Origin of the sequence: Allobosea sp. LjRoot237 (assembly GCF_964253285.1) — a bacterium.
In the GTDB taxonomy this organism is placed as follows: Bacteria; Pseudomonadota; Alphaproteobacteria; order Rhizobiales; family Beijerinckiaceae; genus Allobosea.
Window position 1 is genome coordinate 2,902,719 of the sequence record NZ_CAXUQP020000001.1, and the last position, 18,881, is coordinate 2,921,599.

Sequence of the window (18,881 nt, forward strand, 5' to 3'; positions counted from 1 at the left end):
CTGCGCGGGATGAGAGGTTCGAGGCAAGAGGCGATCAGCGCCGGGCGCCAAGACGCAGCTCCTGCTGAAGCCTTTCTCGCTCGGACGCCTCGCAGCGACGCGGCGCCTTGTAGGACTGCACGGCATAGCTCGCATTGGCGGCGACGAAGCGCCCGCGCTGCTCGGCCGGGAGGCGCGCGATGATGCGGCCGCGGTCGACCCTCAGTCCGCAATCATAGGCACGCGAAACCTGCGCCGCCGTGAACTCGGGCGTGCCGGGCATCGGCCCCACGGCGACGCAGCCGGCAAGACTCAAGGCTGCGAGCGCGGCGAGGCTGGGCTTGGACGCTGTCATGGACGATCAGAGCGCCTCGAAGCGGCCGGCGCGGACATCGTTCATCTTGCCGCGCAACGTCGCACGCTCTTCAGCAGTGCAGGGCTGCGGGCGGATGTCCTGATTGATCATCTCGGCTTCGGACACCGTGACATAGGTCGAGCGGGCGGCCGCGAGTTGCTCGTCGCTCGCTCCGCGTGCCTTCTCGGCGGCGATGAAGCGATCAAGCGTCGTGCGCTGCGGCGAGCCGGCCCTGCAGGCGATAGCGCGCGAGACCGTCGTCGCCAGCGCCGAGGCGCGACCTGCGGTGGAATCGGCATGACCGGCGACGCAGGCGCCGAGAGGCAGCGCGACGAAGCAGGCGAGCAGCAGGGCTCGCCCGGCAGGCAGATAGGCCATGGTCGCTCAGGCGTCCTTCTCGGGCAGGTTCACGCGCAGATTTGCCTCGCGCAGCTGCTTCGGGCTCGCGGGCGACGGCGCCCCCATCAGGAGGTCGACCGCCTGCTGGTTCATCGGGAACAGGGCGACCTCACGCAGGTTGGTCGCACCGGCGAGCAACATGATGATGCGGTCGACACCGGCGGCCATGCCGCCATGCGGCGGCGCGCCGTACTGGAAGGCCCGGTACATGCCGCCGAAGCGCTCGATCACCGTCTCCTCGCCATAGCCGGCGATCTCGAAGGCTTTCACCATCGCTTCCGGCTTGTGGTTGCGGATGCCGCCGGAGGCGAGCTCGTAGCCATTGCAGGCGATGTCGTACTGGAACGCCTTGATCGAGAGCGGATCGTCCTCGAGCAGCGACTTCAGACCGCCCTGCGGCATCGAGAACGGGTTGTGCGAGAAGTCGACCTTCTTATCGTCCTCGTTGTACTCGAACATCGGGAAGTCGACGATCCAGGCGAAGGCGAAGGCGTTCTCGTCGATCAGCCCGAGCTCAGAGCCGACCTTGTTGCGGGCGCTGCCGGCGAACTTGTAGAACTTGTCCGGATCGCCGGCGACGAAGAAGCATGCGTCTCCGCCCTTCAGCCCCATCTGAGCGACGATCGCGGCGACGCGCTCGGGACCGATGTTGTTGGCGATCGGCCCCTGCCCTTCGCCGTCTTCCTTGACCATCAGATAACCGAGGCCGGGCTGGCCCTCGCCCTGCGCCCAGCTGTTCATCCGGTCGCAAAAGGCGCGAGAGCCGCCGCCTGGCGCGGGGATCGCCCAGACGCGGTTCTTCTCACCTTCGAGAATACGGGCGAAGACCTTGAAGCCCGAGCCGCGGAACTGCTCGGAGACATCCTGCATCTCGATCGGGTTGCGCAGATCTGGCTTGTCGGAGCCGTATTTGCGCAGCGCCTCGGCATAGGGAATGCGCGGCCAGTTGCGGGTGACGGACTTGCCCTCGCCGAACTCCTCGAAGACGCCGGCGATCACCGGCTCCATGGTGGCGAAGACGTCTTCCTGTTCGACGAAGCTCATCTCGACGTCGAGCTGGTAGAACTCGCCGGGCAGCCGGTCGGCGCGCGGGTCCTCGTCACGGAAGCAGGGCGCGATCTGGAAATAGCGGTCGAAGCCCGCCATCATCAGGAGCTGCTTGTACTGCTGCGGCGCCTGCGGCAGGGCGTAGAACTTGCCCGGGTGCAGGCGGCTCGGCACCAGGAAGTCGCGCGCGCCCTCGGGGCTCGACGCAGTCAGGATCGGCGTCTGGAACTCGGAGAAGCCGGACGACTTCATGCGCTGGCGCAGCGAGTCGATCACCTTGCCGCGCAGCACGATGTTGTTGTGCAGCTTCTCGCGGCGCAGATCGAGGAAGCGGTATTTGAGGCGGGTGTCTTCGGGATATTCGAGGTCGCCGAACACCGGCAGCGGCAGTTCGGCCGACGGGCCGAGCACTTCGATTGCCGTGGCGAAGACCTCGACCGCGCCGGTGGCGAGGTTGGCGTTCTCGGTGCCGGCGAGGCGCGGCTTGACCTTGCCGTCGATGCGGATGACCCATTCCGCGCGTGCCTTCTCGGCATCGGCGAAGGCCGGCGAATCCGGGTCGACCACGACCTGGGTCAGGCCGTAATGGTCGCGCAGATCGATGAACAGCACGCCGCCATGGTCGCGGATACGATGGCACCAGCCGGACAGGCGCACGGAGGCGCCGATGTCGCTCTCGCGGAGCGCGCCGCAGGTGTGGGAACGGTAGCGATGCAAGGTCACGGGTTCAGCTTTCCGGGCGTCCATGCGGCCGATGGCGGGCACGCAAGCGATTTGGCGCCGTAACCACACGCGCGCGGCGCGCTTGTCAAGAACGCCCGCGACATGGCGCGCGCTCATCTGCTAAGAGCGCCTGCCATGAACCTGATCAACACCACCGACGAGCTCGCCTCCGCCTGCTCCCGCCTCGCCGCGCACCCCTTCGTCACCGTCGACACGGAGTTCCTGCGCGAGACGACCTATTATCCGAAGCTCTGCCTGGTCCAGATGGCTTCGCCGGACGAGGCCGTGATGGTCGACCCGCTGGCCGAGGGCCTCGATCTTGCGCCGCTCATGGCGCTGATGACCGACCAGAACGTGGTCAAGGTCTTCCATGCCGCCCGGCAGGACCTCGAAATCGTCTGGATGCTCGGACGCGTGCTGCCGACGCCGCTGTTCGATACCCAGGTTGCGGCGATGGTCTGCGGCTATGGCGACTCGGTCGGCTACGAGCAGCTCGTCAACGATCTCGCCAAGGCGCGCGTCGACAAATCCTCGCGCTTCACCGACTGGTCGCGCCGCCCGCTCAGCGAAGCGCAGTTGGTCTACGCCGAATCCGACGTCACCCATCTGCGCGACGTCTATCTGGCGCTGCAGGCCGATCTCGCCGCGAGCGGCCGCGAGAGCTGGGTCGCCGAGGAGATGGCGGTGCTCAATTCGCCCGGGACCTACGAGGTCAAGCCGGAGAACGCCTGGCTGCGCCTCAAGGGGCGCTTGCGCAAGCCGAAGGAGCTGGCGGTTCTGATGGAGCTCGCCGCCTGGCGCGAGCGCGAGGCGCAGCATCGCGACGTGCCGCGCCAGCGCGTGCTCAAGGACGATGCGCTGATGGATATCGTCCAGCGCGCTCCGCGCTCGGCCGAGGCGCTCGGCGAATTGCGCTCCGTGCCGAACGGCTTCGAGCGCTCGCGTGCCGGCGGCGAGGTGCTGGCCGCGGTCGAGCGCGCCTTGGCGCTCGACCCGCACAGCCTGCCCCGGCTCGAGCGCGAGCGCGGCCGGCCAAGCAACGGCGCCGTGCTCGACCTGCTGAAGGTGCTGCTCAAGGCGACCGCCGACACCGAACGCGTCGCGCCGAAGATCATCGCCTCCAGCGACGACCTCGAAGAGATCGCCAGCAACGACGAGGCCGACGTGCCGGCCCTGAAGGGCTGGCGCCGCGAGCTTTTCGGTGAGAAGGCGCTGGCGCTGAAGAACGGCTCGCTGTCGCTGAGAATCGTGCGCGGACGGGTCACGGTCGGCTAACGACCGCAAACGGGGGCAGTCGTCCTCGGCTATTTCGGACAAGGGGGTTGTCCGCCGCGGCCCGGGTGAGGTCTGCTGCTGCCGTCTGAGCGCTGACAGATTCCGGGGGCGATGTGTTCATCCTGTTCCATCAACTGCCACTGGCGGCGATGTTCCTCGCCGTCCTGGCGCTCAGCGTCGCGGCCTGCTGGATCCTGATCGGGCTCGCCCGCTTCGCCATTCCACGCCTCGGCTACCGGCTGGACGAGCCGCTGCCGATCCGCGATTCCATCATCAACACCTGCGGGGGGCTGTTCGCCCTGATCGTCGCCTTCTCCGCGGCCGGCATCTGGAACGACGCCGTTTCGGCGCGGACCGCAGTCCAGCGCGAGGCCGATGCGGTAGAGACTGCATTGACGCTGGCAGTGGTGCTGCCCGAGGAGACGCGATCCGAGCTGATCAACGGTCTTCAGGCCTATCTGCGCGAGGTCGTCGCTGTCGACTGGCCAGCGATGGCCAAAAGCATGCCGCTCAACGACGCGGTCTTCGAACGATCGGAACAGCATCTACTCGGTGCGATCCAGCTGGTCTCCCGGCTGAATGCGGTGACGGCCTATGCGCCGCTGCTAAACCAACTCCTGGAGATCCGCCACGCCCGGCTGGCGCGGCTGGCCGCGTCAGTAGCTGGCATCACCTGGGCACAATGGTGCGCCATGTGGCTGATCTCGACGGCAACCATGCTCTCGATCATCATCTGCAACAGCCATGCTTTCCGCATGCAGATCGTGGCCGCGCATCTCTATGTGGTGGTGGTCTCGGCCGCCTATTTCGTCATCCTGGCGCATGATCGCCCGTTCATAGGCCGGATATCGATCCAGCCGACGGCGTTCCAGGGTCTGATGCATCAGTAAGAGGCGGAGAGGCAGGCTATGCCTCCGTCGCGGATGTCGCGCGACGAAGGAAATCCCGGAAGTTCTCTGGCCCGCGGCCCGTGAGGACGGCAAAGTCGTCGGAGACCCGGCTGTAGCGGCCTTCGGCGATCGAAGCGCATAGGGTGGAGAACGCCCGAGGCCAGGGATCGTCAAGTTGCGCCGACGCCAAGGCCTGGTATTCGTCGATGGAACAGGGACGATAGCCGACCTGCCTTGCGACCGCTTCGCCGTAAGAGGCGGCGATCTCGCCGAAATCCAGCGCCAAGTCTCCCGTGACCGTATGGATTTTGGGAGATTTTTCGAGGTTGGCTGCGACCGCCGCGATGGCGGCCGCCACGTCGTCACGCGAGATCGGTGCGACCCGGCCGTTCCCTGTAGGCAACACCAGCTCTCCCGACGATTGGCTGCGGACAAGCCAATGGTCGAGAATGAACTCACAATACAAGCTACATCTGAGGATGGTCGAAGGCACGCCGCAAGCCGCAAGGCGGCGCTCCGCGTCGCGATACACAGGCGCGAAGTAGAACGGCGACTGATCGTCGACATCAACGATGCTGGTGAAAATAATGTGCCTTGCGCCGGCCGCAGCAGCCGCCTCGATGGCGTTGGCATGATGGTGCATGACTGTGCTCGCGTCGCCGTCGCTCGATATGAGGACGACCTCATCGATGCCCGCGAAGACCCTCTTCAGGGCAGAGGCATTCTCGTAGTCGGCAACGCGCAGGGCGATCTCGGAGGGCAGGCGTGCGGCAGCGGTTTGGCGGTCCCGGACCATCGCGACCACATCGTGGCCGAGTGACGCCAGCCTGCCGACGACCGCGCGCCCGACATGACCCGTGGCTCCCGTGACGAGGATCTTCATGCCGCTCCACGGTCTCGCTTGGCGAGGTGTCTCAGGCCTTCTTGATTATGCTGTATCGCTCGACGCATCGACGCGGTCGTGGTGGCGCTCCCGCGGGGAACCTGGCCCTTCCGCTCTCGCGAAAAGACTGCACCATCAAATGACGGGATCAAACATCTAGATCGGCTATTGCCGCTCAGCGGATGTCGACCTCGCGCCCGAGCAGCTTCGCGAGCTGCTTCAGCCGTCCCGTGACACGTTCGCTCGCCAGCGACTTCAGGTCATCTGGCAGGCGCAGGACGAGGCGGCTGTCGACGCAGGTCAGCGGTGCGCGCGACAGGATGCCCGGCATGCCGGCCGAGATCAGATAGGCGACCCGGAAAGCCGCGGCGAGGATATGGATGCGCTCGAGCAGGCGCGTGGTCAGCAGCCGACGCAGACCCTCGACCGCGGGCGCCGAGGCCTTCAGGCCCGCATAGCGGTAGAACGCCGCCAGCGCGAGGAAGGCGCGGCCGGCATGGTCGACGCCGCTGAACGAGGCATGGGCGATGACGTTGAGCGTCTGCTCGCCGCGATAGTCGGGATGGGCGCGCCAGCCGATGTCGGAGAGCAGGCAGGCGGCGCGCTGAAGCCGCTGCAGCGCCGGGTCGTCATGCGGATAGGCGCCGGCGACGAGCTGATTGGTCCAGGCGATCAGATCTTCGGCGTGGTGCGGATCGCGGGCACGCAGCCGGTTGTAGTCCTCGGCCCCGCGCAGCAGCGCATCGGCCGAGCGCTCGTCCTTGCCGAGCTGCTCGTGCAGCAGGCCTTCGCGCACGCCGTTGGCGGAAATCACGACATTGCGCGGGCGTCCGCGCTTGATGATCTGGTCGAGCACCAGCGCGCCATAGGCGAGCAGCGGGCGCCGGGCGGAGGAGACCGCCTCGATCGCTTCGAGCATGGAGGCGTCGGCGCGCTCGACCAGGCGGACGAAGTCGCTCGCCTCGCGGGCCGGCACGATATAGCCGTGCATGACGTTGAGCGGATAGCCCGACTGGCGCTGGTGGAGGGTCGCGAGCGCGCGCCAGGTGCCGCCGACGGCATAGAAATCGCGCCCGCGCATGGCCGCGAGCTGCGGATGATGGTCAAGATCGTCGCGGACGATCTTCTCGGCCGCCTTCATCGAGTTGCCGGAGCGGTCGATCAGCGCGAGGCCGCCGAGCGGCAGGCTGATCCCGGCCCCGACCTGGTCGCCATCCACCGAGACGAGCTCGAGCGAGCCGCCGCCGAGATCACCGACGACGCCGTGCGGCTGATCGAAGCCGGAGATCACGCCGAGGGCCGAGAGATAGGCCTCGCGGTCGCCTGAGATCAGCTCGATCGGCTGGCCGACCGCCGTTTCGGCGCGTGCGATGAAGTCAGGACCGTTCGAGGCATAGCGGGCCGCCGCCGTGGCGATGACGCGCAACTGCCCGACATGCATGGCCTCACACAGGATGCGGAAGCGCACGAGCGCCGACAAAGCCTTGTCGATCGCGTCCGTCGCCAGCATGCCGGTCGACGCGACCTGCCGGGCGAGACCCGCCATCTCCTTTTCGTTGAAGACCTGCGCGGGCGCCCGCGACAGGTTTTCATAGACGACGAGACGGACCGAGTTCGAGCCGATGTCGATGATCGCGACGGTGTCGCCGACGCTCAGCCGGCTCCGCGCCTGCTCAGGCCTTCTTGCTGGCGCGGCGGGAGAGGCTGCGCGGGCTCGAACTCGAGAGAGATTTTCCACGACCAGACAGGCTCGGATTCGTCATGAAATACTTGTGGGCGTTGAACGACTCTTCGGCCGACGGCGGGACAATGCGTCGCGAGCCGCCGTCGGGCAAGATGGTCCAGCTCTGTTCGTTGTCGAGAAAGTTCGCCAGCATGATCTGCTCGAGCATTTGCTGGTGGACCGTCGCGTTCAGAATCGGCGTCAGCGCCTCGACGCGGCGGTCGAGATTACGTGGCATCAGGTCGGCCGAGGAGATGTAGAGCTTGGCCTTGACCGAGGGCATGCCGTGGCCGGCGCCGAAGGCATAGACGCGGGTGTGCTCGAGGAAACGCCCGACGATCGACTTGACGCGGATGTTGTCGGACAGGCCCGGCACGCCCGGCCTGAGGCAACAGATGCCCCGGACGACGAAATCGATCTGCACGCCGGCCTGGCTGGCGTCGTAGAGCGCGTCGATGATCTCGGGATCGACCAGGGAGTTGCACTTGCCCCAGATCGCGCCCTTGCGGCCCGCCTTCACATGCGCGACCTCCTCGGCGATGTCGTCGAGCAGGCGCTTCTTCAGATTGACCGGCGAGACGGCCATGCGTTCCAGCTCGGCCGGCTCGGCATAGCCGGTGATGAAGTTGAAGATGCGGGCGACGTCCTGCGCCATCACCGGGTCGGCGGTGAAGAAGGAGACGTCGGTATAGATGCGCGCCGTGATCGGGTGGTAGTTGCCGGTGGCGATATGGCAATAGGTCGCGAATTGCCCGGCCTCGCGGCGCACCACCATCGAGAGCTTGGCGTGGGTTTTGAGTTCGATGAAGCCGTAGACGACCTGGACGCCGGCGCGCTCCAGATCCTTGGCCCAGCGGATGTTGGCTTCCTCGTCGAAGCGCGCCTTGAGCTCGACCAGCGCGGTCACCGACTTGCCGGCCTCGGCGGCCTCGGCCAGCGCCTGGACGATCGGCGAGTTCGATGAGGTGCGGTAGAGCGTCTGCTTGATCGCGACGACATTGGGATCGCGCGCCGCCTGCTGCAGGAACTGCACGACGACGTCGAAGCTCTCATAGGGATGGTGGACGATCAGGTCCTTCTGGCGGATGGCGGCGAAGCAGTCGCCGCCATGCTCGCGGATGCGCTCGGGAAATCGGGCGTTGTAAGGCTTGAACTTCAGGTCCGGCCGGTCGACGCCGACGAGCTGGGAGAGCTCGTTCAGGCCGATCATGCCGTCGACGACGACGATCTCGTCGGGATCGACCTTGAGTTCGCGGATGATCATGCTGCGCAGATGCGCCGGCATGTCGGAATGGAGCTCCAGCCGGATGACGACGCCGCGGCGGCGCTGCTTCAGCATCGTCTCGAAGACGCGGACCAGGTCCTCCGCCTCCTCCTCGATGTCGAGATCCGAGTCGCGGATGATGCGGAAGGAGCCGGTGCCCTTGACCTCGTAGCCGGGGAAGAGCTTGCCGATGAAGAGCGCGACCAGATCCTCCAGCATGATGAAGCGCTGGATGCCCTCGCGGGCGAGATCGGGCAATTCGATGAAGCGGTCGATCTTCACCGGGACGCGGATCAGCGCGTCGAGCGCGCGCCCGTCGCTGATGCGCTCGAGCGCCAGCGCGATGGTAAAGCCGAGATTGGGGATGAAGGGGAACGGGTGAGCTGGGTCGATCGCCAGCGGCGTCAGCACCGGGAAGACGTAGTGCAGGAAACGGTCTTCCAGCCAGATGCGGTCCTGCGCGCCGATATCGACTGGCCGCAGCAGCACGATCCGATTCGCCTCCAGATCGTGCTTGAGCTCGCTCCAGCGGGTCTGCTGGTCGCTGGTCAGCGCCGACACCGCGTCGCCCAGCGCCGTGAGCTGCTCGGCCGGGCTCAAGCCGTCCTGGCTCGGCGTCACCACGCCGGCCTTGAGCTGCTCGCGCAGGCCGGAGACGCGGACCATGAAGAACTCGTCGAGATTGTTCGCCGAGATCGAGAGGAAGCGCAGCTGCTCGAGCAGCGGATGATTGCGGTTGGAGGCCTCCTCCATCACCCGCCGGTTGAACTGCAGCCAGGACAGCTCCCGGTTCATGAAGCGCTTCGGCGATTGCCGAAGCTCCTCGTCGATCTGCAGGACCGCTGCCGTCGGAGCCGGGGCCGCAGCCGCCTGGACCGGCGCTTCCGCCACATCTTGGGTCATTCGCTTCGCTCTCGCTGTCGATGCCGCTCGTGCCACTGCCGGTCCTGTAGCTGTGTTCTGTGTCGTTTTGCTTGCAGCCGGTGCGACCGCCTTCGCCTTGAAGCCACCGTAGCGTGACGGTTCGATGACAAGCGAGGCCGAAACGTCATGAACGGTCCGGGTCTGCAGCCGGTGGGTTTTTCAACAGACCGACGAGGAAGAGATCGAGCGATCGCTCCATCATCCTCTCGACCTCGGCTTCCGCGACGCCCCAGCTCGGAAACTGCCCGTCGATCAACATGCGCGCCAAGCCATAGACCAACGCGCGACCGGTGATCTGGATCAGTTGTGGGTCATCGACCCGCAGGAGCCCGCGCCGCGCCGCCTCTTCGAGCAACTTCACCATCTGCGCCTGGATTTCGGCGTTGTCCGCTCCGAGCGACGCCGACCCGGCGAAATCGATCGCGCGGCGCGAGGAGATGATCTCGAAATGCGTCGGATTGCGCCGGGCCCAGTCCAGGAAAGCCCTGCCGATGGCGCGGATACGCCGGATCGGATGATCGCTGACCTCGCGCGCCAGAGCAGCGGCGATCTCGGCCCGGAAGCGCGCCATCGCCTCCTCAGCTACCGCGGTCATCAACGCGACCTTGTCGGGAAAGTGCCGGAACGGTGCGGCGGGCGAGACACCAGCGCGGCGCGCCACCTCCCGAATGCTGACGGCTTCGAGTCCGACCTCGGCGGCGAGCGCGAGCGCCTGCGCGATCAACGCCTCGCGCAGATTGCCGTGATGATAGGCCGAGGCGCTCACCGCGGCCTTGCCCGCTCCCACCCGATTCGCCTTCGTCGTGCTCATCGCAAGGAACCTAGACCAGTTTCCCATCCCGCAGCAGCCGAGCAGAGGCGTCACCCTAGCTCATCACGATTATGTAATCGTCGATTACATCCATTGTCGCGCCGCCGCCGATATGTAATCACCGATTACATGTTACAGGCACTCAAGCGGAGACCGGCGATGTCGACCGAAAACAAGCGCAGCTCCGCTCTTCCAACTGGTCTGGAGGGCTGGCCTCTGCTGGGCGCGCTCGCCGCTATCCTGACGATCGCGGCCCTTGCCGCCTTTGCCTCCGCGGGCGGCAGCGACGGTATCCGGATGGCGATCCGGTTGACGGCGCGGACCTCGCTCGCCCTCTTCCTGCTCGCCTTCACCGCGTCCGCCCTGTTTCGCGCCTGCCCAAACCCGTGGACGCGCTGGCAATTGCGCAACCGGCGACAGCTCGGCCTCGGCTTCGCCGTCTCGCATCTCCTGCACGCCATCGCCATCATCGCGCTCGCCGTCACCGATCCCACGCTGTTCGCGGAGCTAGGAGGATCGAGCATGCTGGTCGCCGGTGGCAGCGCCTATCTCGTGATCGCAGCGATGGTGGCGACCTCCTTCGACCGGGCGGCCGCACTGATCGGCCGGGTCGCCTGGGGCCGGCTGCACCTGTTCGGCGCCTGGTACATCTGGCTGAGCTTCATGATCACCTTCGGCAAGCGCGCTCAGCTCGACATGGCCTACTGGCCTTTCATCGGCGTGCTGCTCGGCGCCTGTGCGTTGCGCCTGATCGTCAACGGCCTGCCCTTTCCTGTGCTGCGACGCTGACGGCGCTTGCGCCCGTCCCGCCCCTGCTGTTTGGTCGGCATGTGAATCTCGCATGCCTTCAGACGCACTTTTAGAGAACGAACTTGTCAGAGCAGCTCCAGCACGCCGACGACCACGGCGATATCGTCTATCCTTCGGCCATTCCCTTCGTGCTGGCCCATCTCGCCTGCTTCGGGGCGCTCTGGAGCGGCGTCAGCGCGACCTCGCTCTGGCTCGCCTTCGGCCTGTACTGGCTGCGCATGTTCGCGGTGACCGGCGGCTATCACCGCTACTTCTCGCACCGGACCTACAAGACCAGCCGGATCGGCCAGTTCGTGCTCGCCTTCCTCGCCCAGTCGACGGCGCAGAAGAGCGTGATCTGGTGGGCCTCGAAGCATCGGCATCATCACCGCTTCGCCGACACCGAGCACGACGTGCATTCGCCGGTGCTGACTTCCTTCTTCTATTCGCATGTCGGCTGGATCTTCAGCAACGGCCACGATCGCTGCGACACCTCGACCGTCACCGACCTGACCCGCTTCCCGGAGCTGCGTTTCCTGCACCGCTTCGAGCTGCTTCCGGCGGTGCTGCTCGCCATCGCCTGCTTCGCCATCGACGGCTGGACCGGCCTGTTCGTCGGCTTCTTCTGGTCGACGGTCGCGGTCCATCACGGCACCTTCTGCATCAACTCGCTGGCGCATGTGCATGGCGACAAGGACTATGTCACCGGCGATGAGAGCCGGAACAATTGGTGGCTGGCGATCATCACCATGGGTGAAGGCTGGCACAACAACCACCACGCCTATCAGTACAGCGTCCGCCAGGGTTTTCGCTGGTGGCAATGGGATCCGACCTATTATCTCATCCTCGGCCTGTCGAAGCTGCGCCTGGTCTGGGATCTGAAGGCGCCGCCGCAGGCCGTCGTCGAGCGCTCCCAGGCGCTGCCGCCGCGCGTGATCGAGCGTTCGGCCGAGCGGCTCGCGGCCTCCGTCCCGGTGGAGCGCATCGTCCAGTCCGTGCGCGACGCCTATGCGAACGTACCCGGCCTGCCCGAGCTGCATCTGCCCACGCTGACGCTGCCCGAGTTCCGCGAGGCGCTCACCGCGCTGCAGGCGCGGGCCAGCGAGCACTTGCATGCGATGCAGGCGCAGGCGCAGGACGCGATCGCGCAGTGGCACATGCCGACGCTGCCGAGCCGCGAGGAGCTTGCCGAGAAGGCCGCCGCCATGTTCGTCAAGACGCCGTCGCTCGATGCGATCGCTGCGCGGGCGCATGATCTCCTGATCGAGACGATCCATGCCCGCCTGACCGGTACGGCCAATACGGCGAAGGCCTGAGCGGTCACTCGTCCGGGAAAAGCGACGCGACCACCTCGGTGGCCATGGCGCGGGTGACGCGCCGGCCACGCTCGAGCGAAAGCCGGTCGAGCGCGTCGACGAGATCGCGCGCCGCGGCGAAGGAGCGCTCCATCCGGAGCGCCAGCGCCTCGATGGTGCCGGTGTCGACGATCAGTTGGCGGTCGACGAAGAGCTTGACGAGCAGCGCGCGCAGCAGCGCGTCATCGGGCGGTGCGATCTCGGCCTGCGGAGCCAGCCGCAGGCGCGAGAGCAGGTCCGGCACCTTCAGGCCCCATTGTCCCGGCTCGGTCCGCGCCGTCAGCAGCACGGTGGCGCCGCGTGCCTTGGTGGCGTTGAGCAAGTGGAACAACGCCGGCTCGTCGAGCGGAGCGCGGTCGCAATCCTCGATCACCAGTGCGCCACCCGACGCCAGATGCGGCACCTTGGCCTCGTCGAGCTCTGCGGCGGACAGCGTCCAGGCATGGGCGCGTGCCGCCCAGATCGCGGCGAGATGGGTCTTGCCCGCCCCTTCCGGCCCGACCAGGCGCAGCCAGGACGCCGGCCAGTTCGGCCAGCTCTCGATCAGGCCATAGGCCTGCTCGTTCGAGGGGCCGACGAGGAAATCCTCGACGCCGTGCCGGCTATCGACCGGCAAGTCGAAGGCGAGCTGGCGCGGCTTCACCGGTGGCTCAGGACTCGACATGGGGCTCGGGCGGCCGACCGGCATAGCCGCGATAATAAGGGCTGGCGAGATACTGCCGCAGCACGAAGCGGGCGAGCACACCGATGATCGCCGCCAGCGGAACGGCAAGCAGCAGGCCGACGAAGCCGAAGAGCGAGCCGAAGGCGAGCAGCGCGAACATCAGCCAGACCGGATGCACGCCAATGGAGTCGCCGACCAGCTTGGGCTGCAGGATGTTGCCTTCAATGAACTGGCCAAGGGCGAAGACGGCGAGCGTCAGCAGCGGCATCGTCCAGTCCGGCCAGAACTGCACGGTGGCGACGCCGACAGAGAGCACGAGCCCGGTCAGCGAGCCGACATAGGGAATGAAGGAGAGAAAGCCGCTGATGATGCCGATCAGCGCGCCAAAATTGACGCCGACCAGCGACAGCCCGATCGCATAGAACGTCCCGAGCAGCAGGCAGACCAGTGCCTGGCCGCGCAGGAAGCCTGCGATGGCCGTGTCCATCTCGTGCAGCAGGCCGCGGATCGTGTCGCGATGATCGAGCGGCAGCCAGCTGTCGACCGTCGCGACCATGCGATCCCAATCGGCCAGCAAATAGAACGCGATGACCGGGGTCAGCACCAGTAGCGAGAACACGCCGATGATCGCGGTGCCGCCCGACCAGAGCGAGCCCAGGAGCTTGCCGACCCAGTTCGTCGCCTCGCCGACGAGATTGCCGAGCGAGCTCTGAGCGTCCTGCGCTAGCTTGGCGCCGCCGAACCGTTCGATCAGCGGCGCGCCGCGCTCCATGATCAAAGCCTGTAGCTTGGCGGCATCGGCGGGCAGCCGCGCCACCAGGCCGGCGAGCTGCTGGCTGAGCAGCGGCGCCAGCAGCACCAGCCCGACGACGAAGACGAGCAGGAAGAGGCAGAGGATCGCGATCGTGGCGGTGAGCCGGCTGAGCCCCCAGCGCTCGAGCCGGTCGGCCAGCGGATCGAGCAGATAGGCCAGCGCCAGCGCCGCGATGAAGGGCAGGAGCACGTCCCGGAACAGCATCAGCGCGAGTACGAGAATGGCCAGGGCGAGCGCCCAGAAGAGCAGTTGACGCTGAAGACTCATGCACTCGCCTCTAGAGCCGGACCTCGCGGCGCCCTGATTATGGTGATCCCTCGGGGATCATCCAAGTCATGGATCAGGTCGCCATATGGCGTAGCCAGAGGGCGAGGTAGGCCCCCATGGAGGCCAGCGTCAAGGTTGCGACGACGATCTGCGCCGCCGGCATCACGGCGCCAGCGTCGATGCCGAAGGATTTCGAGCCGAGCACCAGCGCTGCGAAGACGAGCTGGGCGGCGGTGTTGAGCTTGCTGACGATAATGGGCGCAATCGTCACCGGCCGCGCCATCAGCCAGGACAAGATCACCGCGGCGACGATCATCAGGTCGCGCGAGACGACGACGATCACCAGCCAGACCGGGATGATGCCGACAATGGCGAGCGTGATGTAGATCGAGACGATCAGCGCCTTGTCGGCAAGCGGATCGAGATAGGCGCCGAGCTCGCTCTTCATGTCGAAGCGCTTGGCGATGAAACCGTCGATGGCGTCGGAAACGCCGGCCGCGACGAAGAGGAAGAAGGCCTCGTCCCAGCGGCCATTGACGATCATGACGATCACCAGCGGCACCAGGATCAGGCGGGCGATGGTGATCAGGTTCGGAAGCGTCATCGCGGGAAACCTGCCGGCGGAATCGCACTCCAAAGTAGAGCAGAGGCGGGAGAAGTGCGAAATGCTTTCGCGGGAGGGCTTGCCCCCTGCCCTGCGCTTGCCTATTCGCTCGCGCAGGAAGAGCCGGATCCGATCAGGTCGAACCGACCTGATCGGTGAATCCGTCTCTCACTTCTGGTTTAGAGCGAACACCGATGACGAAACCGGGCGCCAACGGGCTGACCTACGCGCAGGCGGGCGTCGACATCGATGCCGGCAACGCCATGGTCGACGCGATCAAGCCACTGGTGCGCTCGACGCGCCGGCCCGGCGCCGACGCCGAGATCGGCGGCTTCGGCGGATTGTTCGACCTGAAGGCCGCCGGCTTCAGCGATCCGATCCTGGTCGCCGCCAATGACGGCGTCGGCACCAAGGTCAAGATCGCGATCGAGAGTGGCCGGCATTCGACCATCGGCATCGACCTCGTCGCGATGTGCGTCAACGACCTCGTCGTGCAGGGCGCCGAGCCGCTGCTCTTCCTCGACTATTACGCCACCGGCAAGCTCGACCCGCAGGCCGGCGTCGAGATCGTCCGCGGCATCGCCGAGGGCTGCCGCCAGGCCGGCTGCGCCCTGATCGGCGGCGAGACCGCCGAGATGCCGGGCATGTATGCCGGCAACGATTATGACCTCGCCGGCTTCGCCGTCGGTGCGGCCGAGCGCGGTACGCTGCTGCCGCGCGCCGACCTCGTCGCCGGCGACGTCGTGCTCGGCCTGCCCTCCTCGGGCGTGCATTCGAACGGCTATTCGCTGGTGCGCCGCATCGTCGCCCTCTCCGGCCTGGCCTGGGAGGCGCCCGCCCCGTTCGCGCCGGAGCGGATGCTGGCAGAGGCGCTGCTGGAGCCGACCCGGATCTATGTGAAGAGCCTGCTGCAGGCTTTGAAGGCGGCGCCCGGCATCAAGGCGCTGGCGCACATCACCGGCGGCGGCTTCCCCGACAACATTCCGCGCGTACTGCCCGACGATCTGGGCGTCGCGATCGATTTGCCGGCGATCGCCGTGCCGCCGGTCTTCGGCTGGCTCGCCAGCGTCGGCGGCGTCGCCGAGCGCGAGATGCTGCGTACCTTCAACTGCGGCATCGGCATGATCGTCGTCGCCGAGGCGGCTCAAGCCGATGCCGTCATGGCGGCTCTGGCCGAGGCCGGTGAGAAGCCGGTGCGGCTCGGCGAGGTCACTGCACGTGGCGCCGATGAAGCCGTTGTCTATCGCGGCAAGCTCGCGCTGTGAGCACGGCGGCTAGGCGGATGCGGACCGCGATCCTGATCTCCGGGCGCGGCTCCAACATGGTCGCGCTGATCGAGGCGGCCAAACGCGCCGATTTCCCCGCAGAGATCGTGCTGGTCGCCGCCAACGTGCCGGACGCCGGCGGGCTGGAGCGCGCGAGCGCGGCCGGCATTGCCACGGTCAGCGTCGACCACCGCTCCTTCGGCAAGGATCGCGAAGCCTTCGAGCGCGCGCTGGACGAAGCGCTCCGGGCCAACCAGATCGAGCTCATCGCGCTCGCCGGCTTCATGCGGGTGCTGACGCCCTGGTTCGTGACACGCTGGCAGGGCCGACTGATCAACATCCACCCGTCCCTGCTGCCGGATTTCCGCGGCACGCACACCCATGCCCGAGCGCTCGAGGCGGGTGTCGTCGAACATGGCTGCACCGTGCATTTCGTCGTGCCCGAACTCGATGCCGGGCCGACCATCCTTCAGGCCAAGGTGCCGGTCCTGCCCGGCGACGACGAGGCGAGCCTGACGGCACGCGTGCTCGAACAGGAGCATAGGATCTACCCGCAAGCGCTGGCGCTGGTCGCTTCCGGCGCCGCCAAGCTGGAAGACCGGGCGGCGGCCGACGCCTGAAGCTCCAGCCGTCATTCTCGGCCGGAGAAAAGCGAAGAGCCGAGCATCTCGGGACCAGAAGGCTCGGAAGGAAAAGATACCCGCGGGATCCCCTCTCCCGGATGGGAGAGGGGTAGGGGTGAGGGACCGCCGCGGATGATCAGGGCGAAGCGGCAGCCGCCGCGCCTTCTGTTGGTAGGGCAGGCCCTCATCCCTGCCCTTCTCCCACACGGGAGAAGGGTTCCCCGCGCACTTCATGACGGCTATAGCCTGACGGCCTACTGCACCGCCACCGGCTCGCTCTGCAGACTGTGCTGCTCCATCGCCCGCCTCGCTGCCGCCTCCTGCTCCTCCTTCTGCCAGCGCCGGAACAGGTCGGCGCGGCGGGCCGGGTAGCGCTCCTCGCGGGCGGTGAGCTCGGCGATGCGGTCGGTCCGGAAATGGCGGAACGCCTGCCTGAGCTCGCACCAGGCGATCACGACGCGGACCCGGTCGAAGAAGGTCATCCCGATCGGCCAGATCATCCGCCGCGATTCGGCGCCGGCCTCGTCGCGATAGGCGATATCGAGCTTGCGGCCATTGCGGATCGCGGCCCGGATCGCGGCCGCGTCGACCTGGTCGACGATGGCGGAATCCTTGCAATAGGCCGGCGCGAACAGCGCGCCGTCGAGCAGGATCGGGCGTAAGTGCGGCGGCAGCACCGCCGCCACCTTGGCGACGACGTCTTCGGCGGCGCGTGCGAGGGTCGGGTCGGCCCGCTCGGAGAGCCAGCGCATGCCGACCAGCACGGCCTCGATCTCGTCGGGCGAGAACATCAGCGGCGGGAGGTCGAAGCCGGCGTCGAGGACATAGCCGATGCCAGCCTCGCCGCGCACGGGAACGCCCTGGCGCAGCAAGGCCGCAATGTCGCGATAGACGGTGCGGACCGAGACGTCGAGCTCGGAGGCGAGCGTCTCGGCAGTGACGGGGCGGCGCCGGCGGCGCAGCCCCTGGATCAGATCGAGCAAGCGTTCAGCGCGCTGCATGGCGTGGTTCCGCTTAATGAGAGATGGCGTAAGGTGATCTTGCTCTACTCGCCCTGACATCAAATGTCAGGAGTGTGGCAGCAGTGCATGCTGCATGCCGAAATGCGTTGGCCGGGAGGAAAAATGCTGGAGCTTCACGTTTTCGGGCCTGGCTTCGGTCAACCCGACCCCAGCCCATTCTGCATGAAGGGCATCATCCTGATGGAAATGTCCGGCCTGCCCTACAAACGCCTACGTGGCAATCTGCAGAAGGCGCCGAAGGGCAAGTTCCCGGTCCTGCGCGACGGCGACGAGCTCATTCCCGACACCAGCTTCATCCGCCTGCATCTGGAGCAAAAGCACGGCATCGACTTCGACAAGGGCCTGAGCGCCGAACAACGCGGCACCGCCTGGGCCGTCGAGAAGATGCTCGAAGATCACATGTATTGGCTGGTGGTGCAGGAGCGCTGGGCCAATCCCGCCAATTTCGATCGCGGACCGCGCCGCTTCTTCGATGCCGTGCCGGCGCCGTTGCGGCCGCTGGTCGTCGCCATGGTCAAGCGCCAGGTCCGCCGCAATCTGCATGGCAATGGCATCGGCCGGCACAGCGATGCGGAGCGGCTCGTGCTGGCCAAGCGGGCGCTTGAGGCGCTCGCCAGCATCCTCGGCGGGAACCCTTATCTCACCGGCCCCGATCCAAGCGGCGCAGACGCGACGCTCGGGGCCTTCATGATCGCTGGCCTGTGCGAAATCTTCGACTCGCCGATTCGCGGCGCGCTGCTGGAGCACGCCAACCTGGTCAGCTATGCCGGCCGGATGCGCGAACGCTACTTCAAGGACGAGACGGCGAAGGCGGCATGAGCCGCCTGCCGGTCAGGGCCTCTTCAGCTTGCAGCGGTCGATGAACTCGTAGCCCTTCTCGCGGGCGGAGTCGTTGAAATAGCCGGTGTCGCGAAAGGCCTGGATCTCGTCCTTGGTCATGGCGTTGACCGTGCCCTTGGCGTAGCAACTGCACGGCGTGTGCACGGCCTCGCGCGTCGTACTCATCAATTGCGACTGGGTGATCAGACAGGCGTCGAAGGCACGCAGCTGGATCATATAGGGCGTCAGGTTCTTCGCCGTCGGGTCCGGCGGCGGCAACGAACTCGTGCTGCCAGCGGCCATCGCCGCACCGGCGGAAATAAGCAAGGACAACCCAGCGGCCCAGACGACCGCATCAACCCGCCGCTTCATCATCGTTCGCACTG

Annotated in this window: 19 protein-coding genes; 7 read left to right on the top strand and 12 right to left on the bottom strand. The window is 66.7% G+C overall.

The annotated features are described in order from the left end of the window. Positions 1 to 34: 34 nt before the first annotated feature. The 3 genes from ACSQ24_RS14030 to aspS are packed head-to-tail and all read right to left on the bottom strand — an operon-like array spanning position 35 to position 2,497. Positions 35 to 334, bottom strand: coding sequence for a hypothetical protein (locus tag ACSQ24_RS14030; protein ID WP_436095264.1), 300 nt, complete (start codon positions 332 to 334; stop codon positions 35 to 37). A gap of 6 nt (positions 335 to 340) precedes the next feature. Further along, entirely contained in the window at positions 341 to 712 is a 372-nt protein-coding gene (locus ACSQ24_RS14035) for a hypothetical protein (RefSeq protein WP_436095265.1), read from the bottom strand. A gap of 6 nt (positions 713 to 718) precedes the next feature. Next, entirely contained in the window at positions 719 to 2,497 is a 1,779-nt protein-coding gene (gene aspS / locus ACSQ24_RS14040; RefSeq protein WP_436097892.1) for an aspartate--tRNA ligase, read from the bottom strand. Positions 2,498 to 2,638: 141 nt separating this feature from the next. Between aspS and rnd the strand changes: the two genes are divergently transcribed. Together rnd and ACSQ24_RS14050 are read left to right on the top strand one after the other, a co-directional pair. Beyond that, positions 2,639 to 3,778, top strand: coding sequence for a ribonuclease D (gene rnd, locus ACSQ24_RS14045; protein ID WP_436095266.1), 1,140 nt, complete (start codon positions 2,639 to 2,641; stop codon positions 3,776 to 3,778). A gap of 113 nt (positions 3,779 to 3,891) precedes the next feature. Next, positions 3,892 to 4,668, top strand: a complete 777-nt coding sequence (locus ACSQ24_RS14050) for a hypothetical protein (protein WP_436095267.1) — start codon at positions 3,892 to 3,894, stop codon at positions 4,666 to 4,668. A gap of 16 nt (positions 4,669 to 4,684) precedes the next feature. On the opposite strand, the gene ACSQ24_RS14055 is transcribed toward ACSQ24_RS14050, so the two are convergent. From ACSQ24_RS14055 to ACSQ24_RS14070, 4 genes are all read right to left on the bottom strand, one after another. Next, the gene (locus ACSQ24_RS14055; RefSeq protein ID WP_436095268.1) at positions 4,685 to 5,551 is read right to left on the bottom strand and encodes an NAD(P)H-binding protein; all 867 of its coding nucleotides are present in this window, start codon (positions 5,549 to 5,551) and stop codon (positions 4,685 to 4,687) included. 175 nt (positions 5,552 to 5,726) lie between these two features. Continuing rightward, entirely contained in the window at positions 5,727 to 7,289 is a 1,563-nt protein-coding gene (gene ppx, locus ACSQ24_RS14060) for an exopolyphosphatase (RefSeq protein WP_436095269.1), read from the bottom strand. Continuing rightward, positions 7,225 to 9,441, bottom strand: coding sequence for an RNA degradosome polyphosphate kinase (locus ACSQ24_RS14065; RefSeq protein ID WP_436095270.1), 2,217 nt, complete (start codon positions 9,439 to 9,441; stop codon positions 7,225 to 7,227). Before ACSQ24_RS14065 ends, ppx begins: the two co-directional genes overlap by 65 nt. Positions 9,442 to 9,586: 145 nt before the next feature. Further along, complete coding sequence (locus ACSQ24_RS14070) at positions 9,587 to 10,327, bottom strand: TetR/AcrR family transcriptional regulator (protein WP_436095271.1); 741 nt, start codon at positions 10,325 to 10,327, stop codon at positions 9,587 to 9,589. A 105-nt stretch (positions 10,328 to 10,432) separates the two neighbouring features. Here ACSQ24_RS14070 and ACSQ24_RS14075 point away from each other — a divergent pair, with 105 nt between their 5' ends. Both ACSQ24_RS14075 and ACSQ24_RS14080 read left to right on the top strand, forming a co-directional pair. Continuing rightward, positions 10,433 to 11,062, top strand: coding sequence for a hypothetical protein (locus ACSQ24_RS14075; RefSeq protein ID WP_436095272.1), 630 nt, complete (start codon positions 10,433 to 10,435; stop codon positions 11,060 to 11,062). Between the two features lie 83 nt (positions 11,063 to 11,145). Then, positions 11,146 to 12,378, top strand: a complete 1,233-nt coding sequence (locus tag ACSQ24_RS14080; protein ID WP_436095273.1) for an acyl-CoA desaturase — start codon at positions 11,146 to 11,148, stop codon at positions 12,376 to 12,378. Between the two features lie 4 nt (positions 12,379 to 12,382). Here the strand turns inward: ACSQ24_RS14080 and ACSQ24_RS14085 are convergent, their stop codons facing one another. The 3 genes from ACSQ24_RS14085 to ACSQ24_RS14095 form a co-directional block, all read right to left on the bottom strand. After that, positions 12,383 to 13,081, bottom strand: coding sequence for a hypothetical protein (locus tag ACSQ24_RS14085; RefSeq protein ID WP_436095274.1), 699 nt, complete (start codon positions 13,079 to 13,081; stop codon positions 12,383 to 12,385). After that, the gene (locus ACSQ24_RS14090; protein WP_436095275.1) at positions 13,068 to 14,162 is read right to left on the bottom strand and encodes an AI-2E family transporter; all 1,095 of its coding nucleotides are present in this window, start codon (positions 14,160 to 14,162) and stop codon (positions 13,068 to 13,070) included. Before ACSQ24_RS14090 ends, ACSQ24_RS14085 begins: the two co-directional genes overlap by 14 nt. Positions 14,163 to 14,235: 73 nt before the next feature. Next, the gene (locus tag ACSQ24_RS14095) at positions 14,236 to 14,766 is read right to left on the bottom strand and encodes a CDP-alcohol phosphatidyltransferase family protein (RefSeq protein ID WP_436095276.1); all 531 of its coding nucleotides are present in this window, start codon (positions 14,764 to 14,766) and stop codon (positions 14,236 to 14,238) included. Between the two features lie 194 nt (positions 14,767 to 14,960). Between ACSQ24_RS14095 and purM the strand changes: the two genes are divergently transcribed. After that, positions 14,961 to 16,031, top strand: a complete 1,071-nt coding sequence (gene purM / locus ACSQ24_RS14100) for a phosphoribosylformylglycinamidine cyclo-ligase (protein WP_436095277.1) — start codon at positions 14,961 to 14,963, stop codon at positions 16,029 to 16,031. A 17-nt stretch (positions 16,032 to 16,048) separates the two neighbouring features. Next, positions 16,049 to 16,651, top strand: coding sequence for a phosphoribosylglycinamide formyltransferase (purN, locus tag ACSQ24_RS14105; RefSeq protein WP_436095278.1), 603 nt, complete (start codon positions 16,049 to 16,051; stop codon positions 16,649 to 16,651). A gap of 257 nt (positions 16,652 to 16,908) precedes the next feature. Here purN and ACSQ24_RS14110 read toward each other — a convergent pair whose 3' ends face one another. Beyond that, entirely contained in the window at positions 16,909 to 17,655 is a 747-nt protein-coding gene (locus tag ACSQ24_RS14110; RefSeq protein ID WP_436095279.1) for a helix-turn-helix transcriptional regulator, read from the bottom strand. A 123-nt stretch (positions 17,656 to 17,778) separates the two neighbouring features. On the opposite strand from ACSQ24_RS14110, the gene ACSQ24_RS14115 reads away from it, so the two are divergent. Further along, positions 17,779 to 18,495, top strand: coding sequence for a glutathione S-transferase C-terminal domain-containing protein (locus ACSQ24_RS14115; RefSeq protein WP_436095280.1), 717 nt, complete (start codon positions 17,779 to 17,781; stop codon positions 18,493 to 18,495). Positions 18,496 to 18,507: 12 nt separating this feature from the next. Here the strand turns inward: ACSQ24_RS14115 and ACSQ24_RS14120 are convergent, their stop codons facing one another. Next, positions 18,508 to 18,798: a hypothetical protein gene (locus tag ACSQ24_RS14120; RefSeq protein WP_436095281.1), complete on the bottom strand. Its 291-nt coding sequence runs from the start codon at positions 18,796 to 18,798 to the stop codon at positions 18,508 to 18,510. Positions 18,799 to 18,881: the final 83 nt, after the last annotated feature.

What these genes read in the sequence shown, in the direction of transcription:
- ACSQ24_RS14030 (WP_436095264.1), bottom strand. Translation starts at nt 334, where the DNA reads ATGACAGCGTCCAAGCCCAGCCTCGCCGCGCTCGCAGCCTTGAGTCTT.
- ACSQ24_RS14035 (WP_436095265.1), bottom strand. Translation starts at nt 712, where the DNA reads ATGGCCTATCTGCCTGCCGGGCGAGCCCTGCTGCTCGCCTGCTTCGTC.
- rnd (WP_436095266.1), top strand. Translation starts at nt 2,639, where the DNA reads ATGAACCTGATCAACACCACCGACGAGCTCGCCTCCGCCTGCTCCCGC.
- ACSQ24_RS14055 (WP_436095268.1), bottom strand. Translation starts at nt 5,551, where the DNA reads ATGAAGATCCTCGTCACGGGAGCCACGGGTCATGTCGGGCGCGCGGTC.
- ACSQ24_RS14065 (WP_436095270.1), bottom strand. Translation starts at nt 9,441, where the DNA reads ATGACCCAAGATGTGGCGGAAGCGCCGGTCCAGGCGGCTGCGGCCCCG.
- ACSQ24_RS14075 (WP_436095272.1), top strand. Translation starts at nt 10,433, where the DNA reads ATGTCGACCGAAAACAAGCGCAGCTCCGCTCTTCCAACTGGTCTGGAG.
- ACSQ24_RS14085 (WP_436095274.1), bottom strand. Translation starts at nt 13,081, where the DNA reads ATGTCGAGTCCTGAGCCACCGGTGAAGCCGCGCCAGCTCGCCTTCGAC.
- ACSQ24_RS14090 (WP_436095275.1), bottom strand. Translation starts at nt 14,162, where the DNA reads ATGAGTCTTCAGCGTCAACTGCTCTTCTGGGCGCTCGCCCTGGCCATT.
- ACSQ24_RS14095 (WP_436095276.1), bottom strand. Translation starts at nt 14,766, where the DNA reads ATGACGCTTCCGAACCTGATCACCATCGCCCGCCTGATCCTGGTGCCG.
- purM (WP_436095277.1), top strand. Translation starts at nt 14,961, where the DNA reads ATGACGAAACCGGGCGCCAACGGGCTGACCTACGCGCAGGCGGGCGTC.
- purN (WP_436095278.1), top strand. Translation starts at nt 16,049, where the DNA reads ATGCGGACCGCGATCCTGATCTCCGGGCGCGGCTCCAACATGGTCGCG.
- ACSQ24_RS14110 (WP_436095279.1), bottom strand. Translation starts at nt 17,655, where the DNA reads ATGCAGCGCGCTGAACGCTTGCTCGATCTGATCCAGGGGCTGCGCCGC.
- ACSQ24_RS14115 (WP_436095280.1), top strand. Translation starts at nt 17,779, where the DNA reads ATGCTGGAGCTTCACGTTTTCGGGCCTGGCTTCGGTCAACCCGACCCC.
- ACSQ24_RS14120 (WP_436095281.1), bottom strand. Translation starts at nt 18,798, where the DNA reads ATGGCCGCTGGCAGCACGAGTTCGTTGCCGCCGCCGGACCCGACGGCG.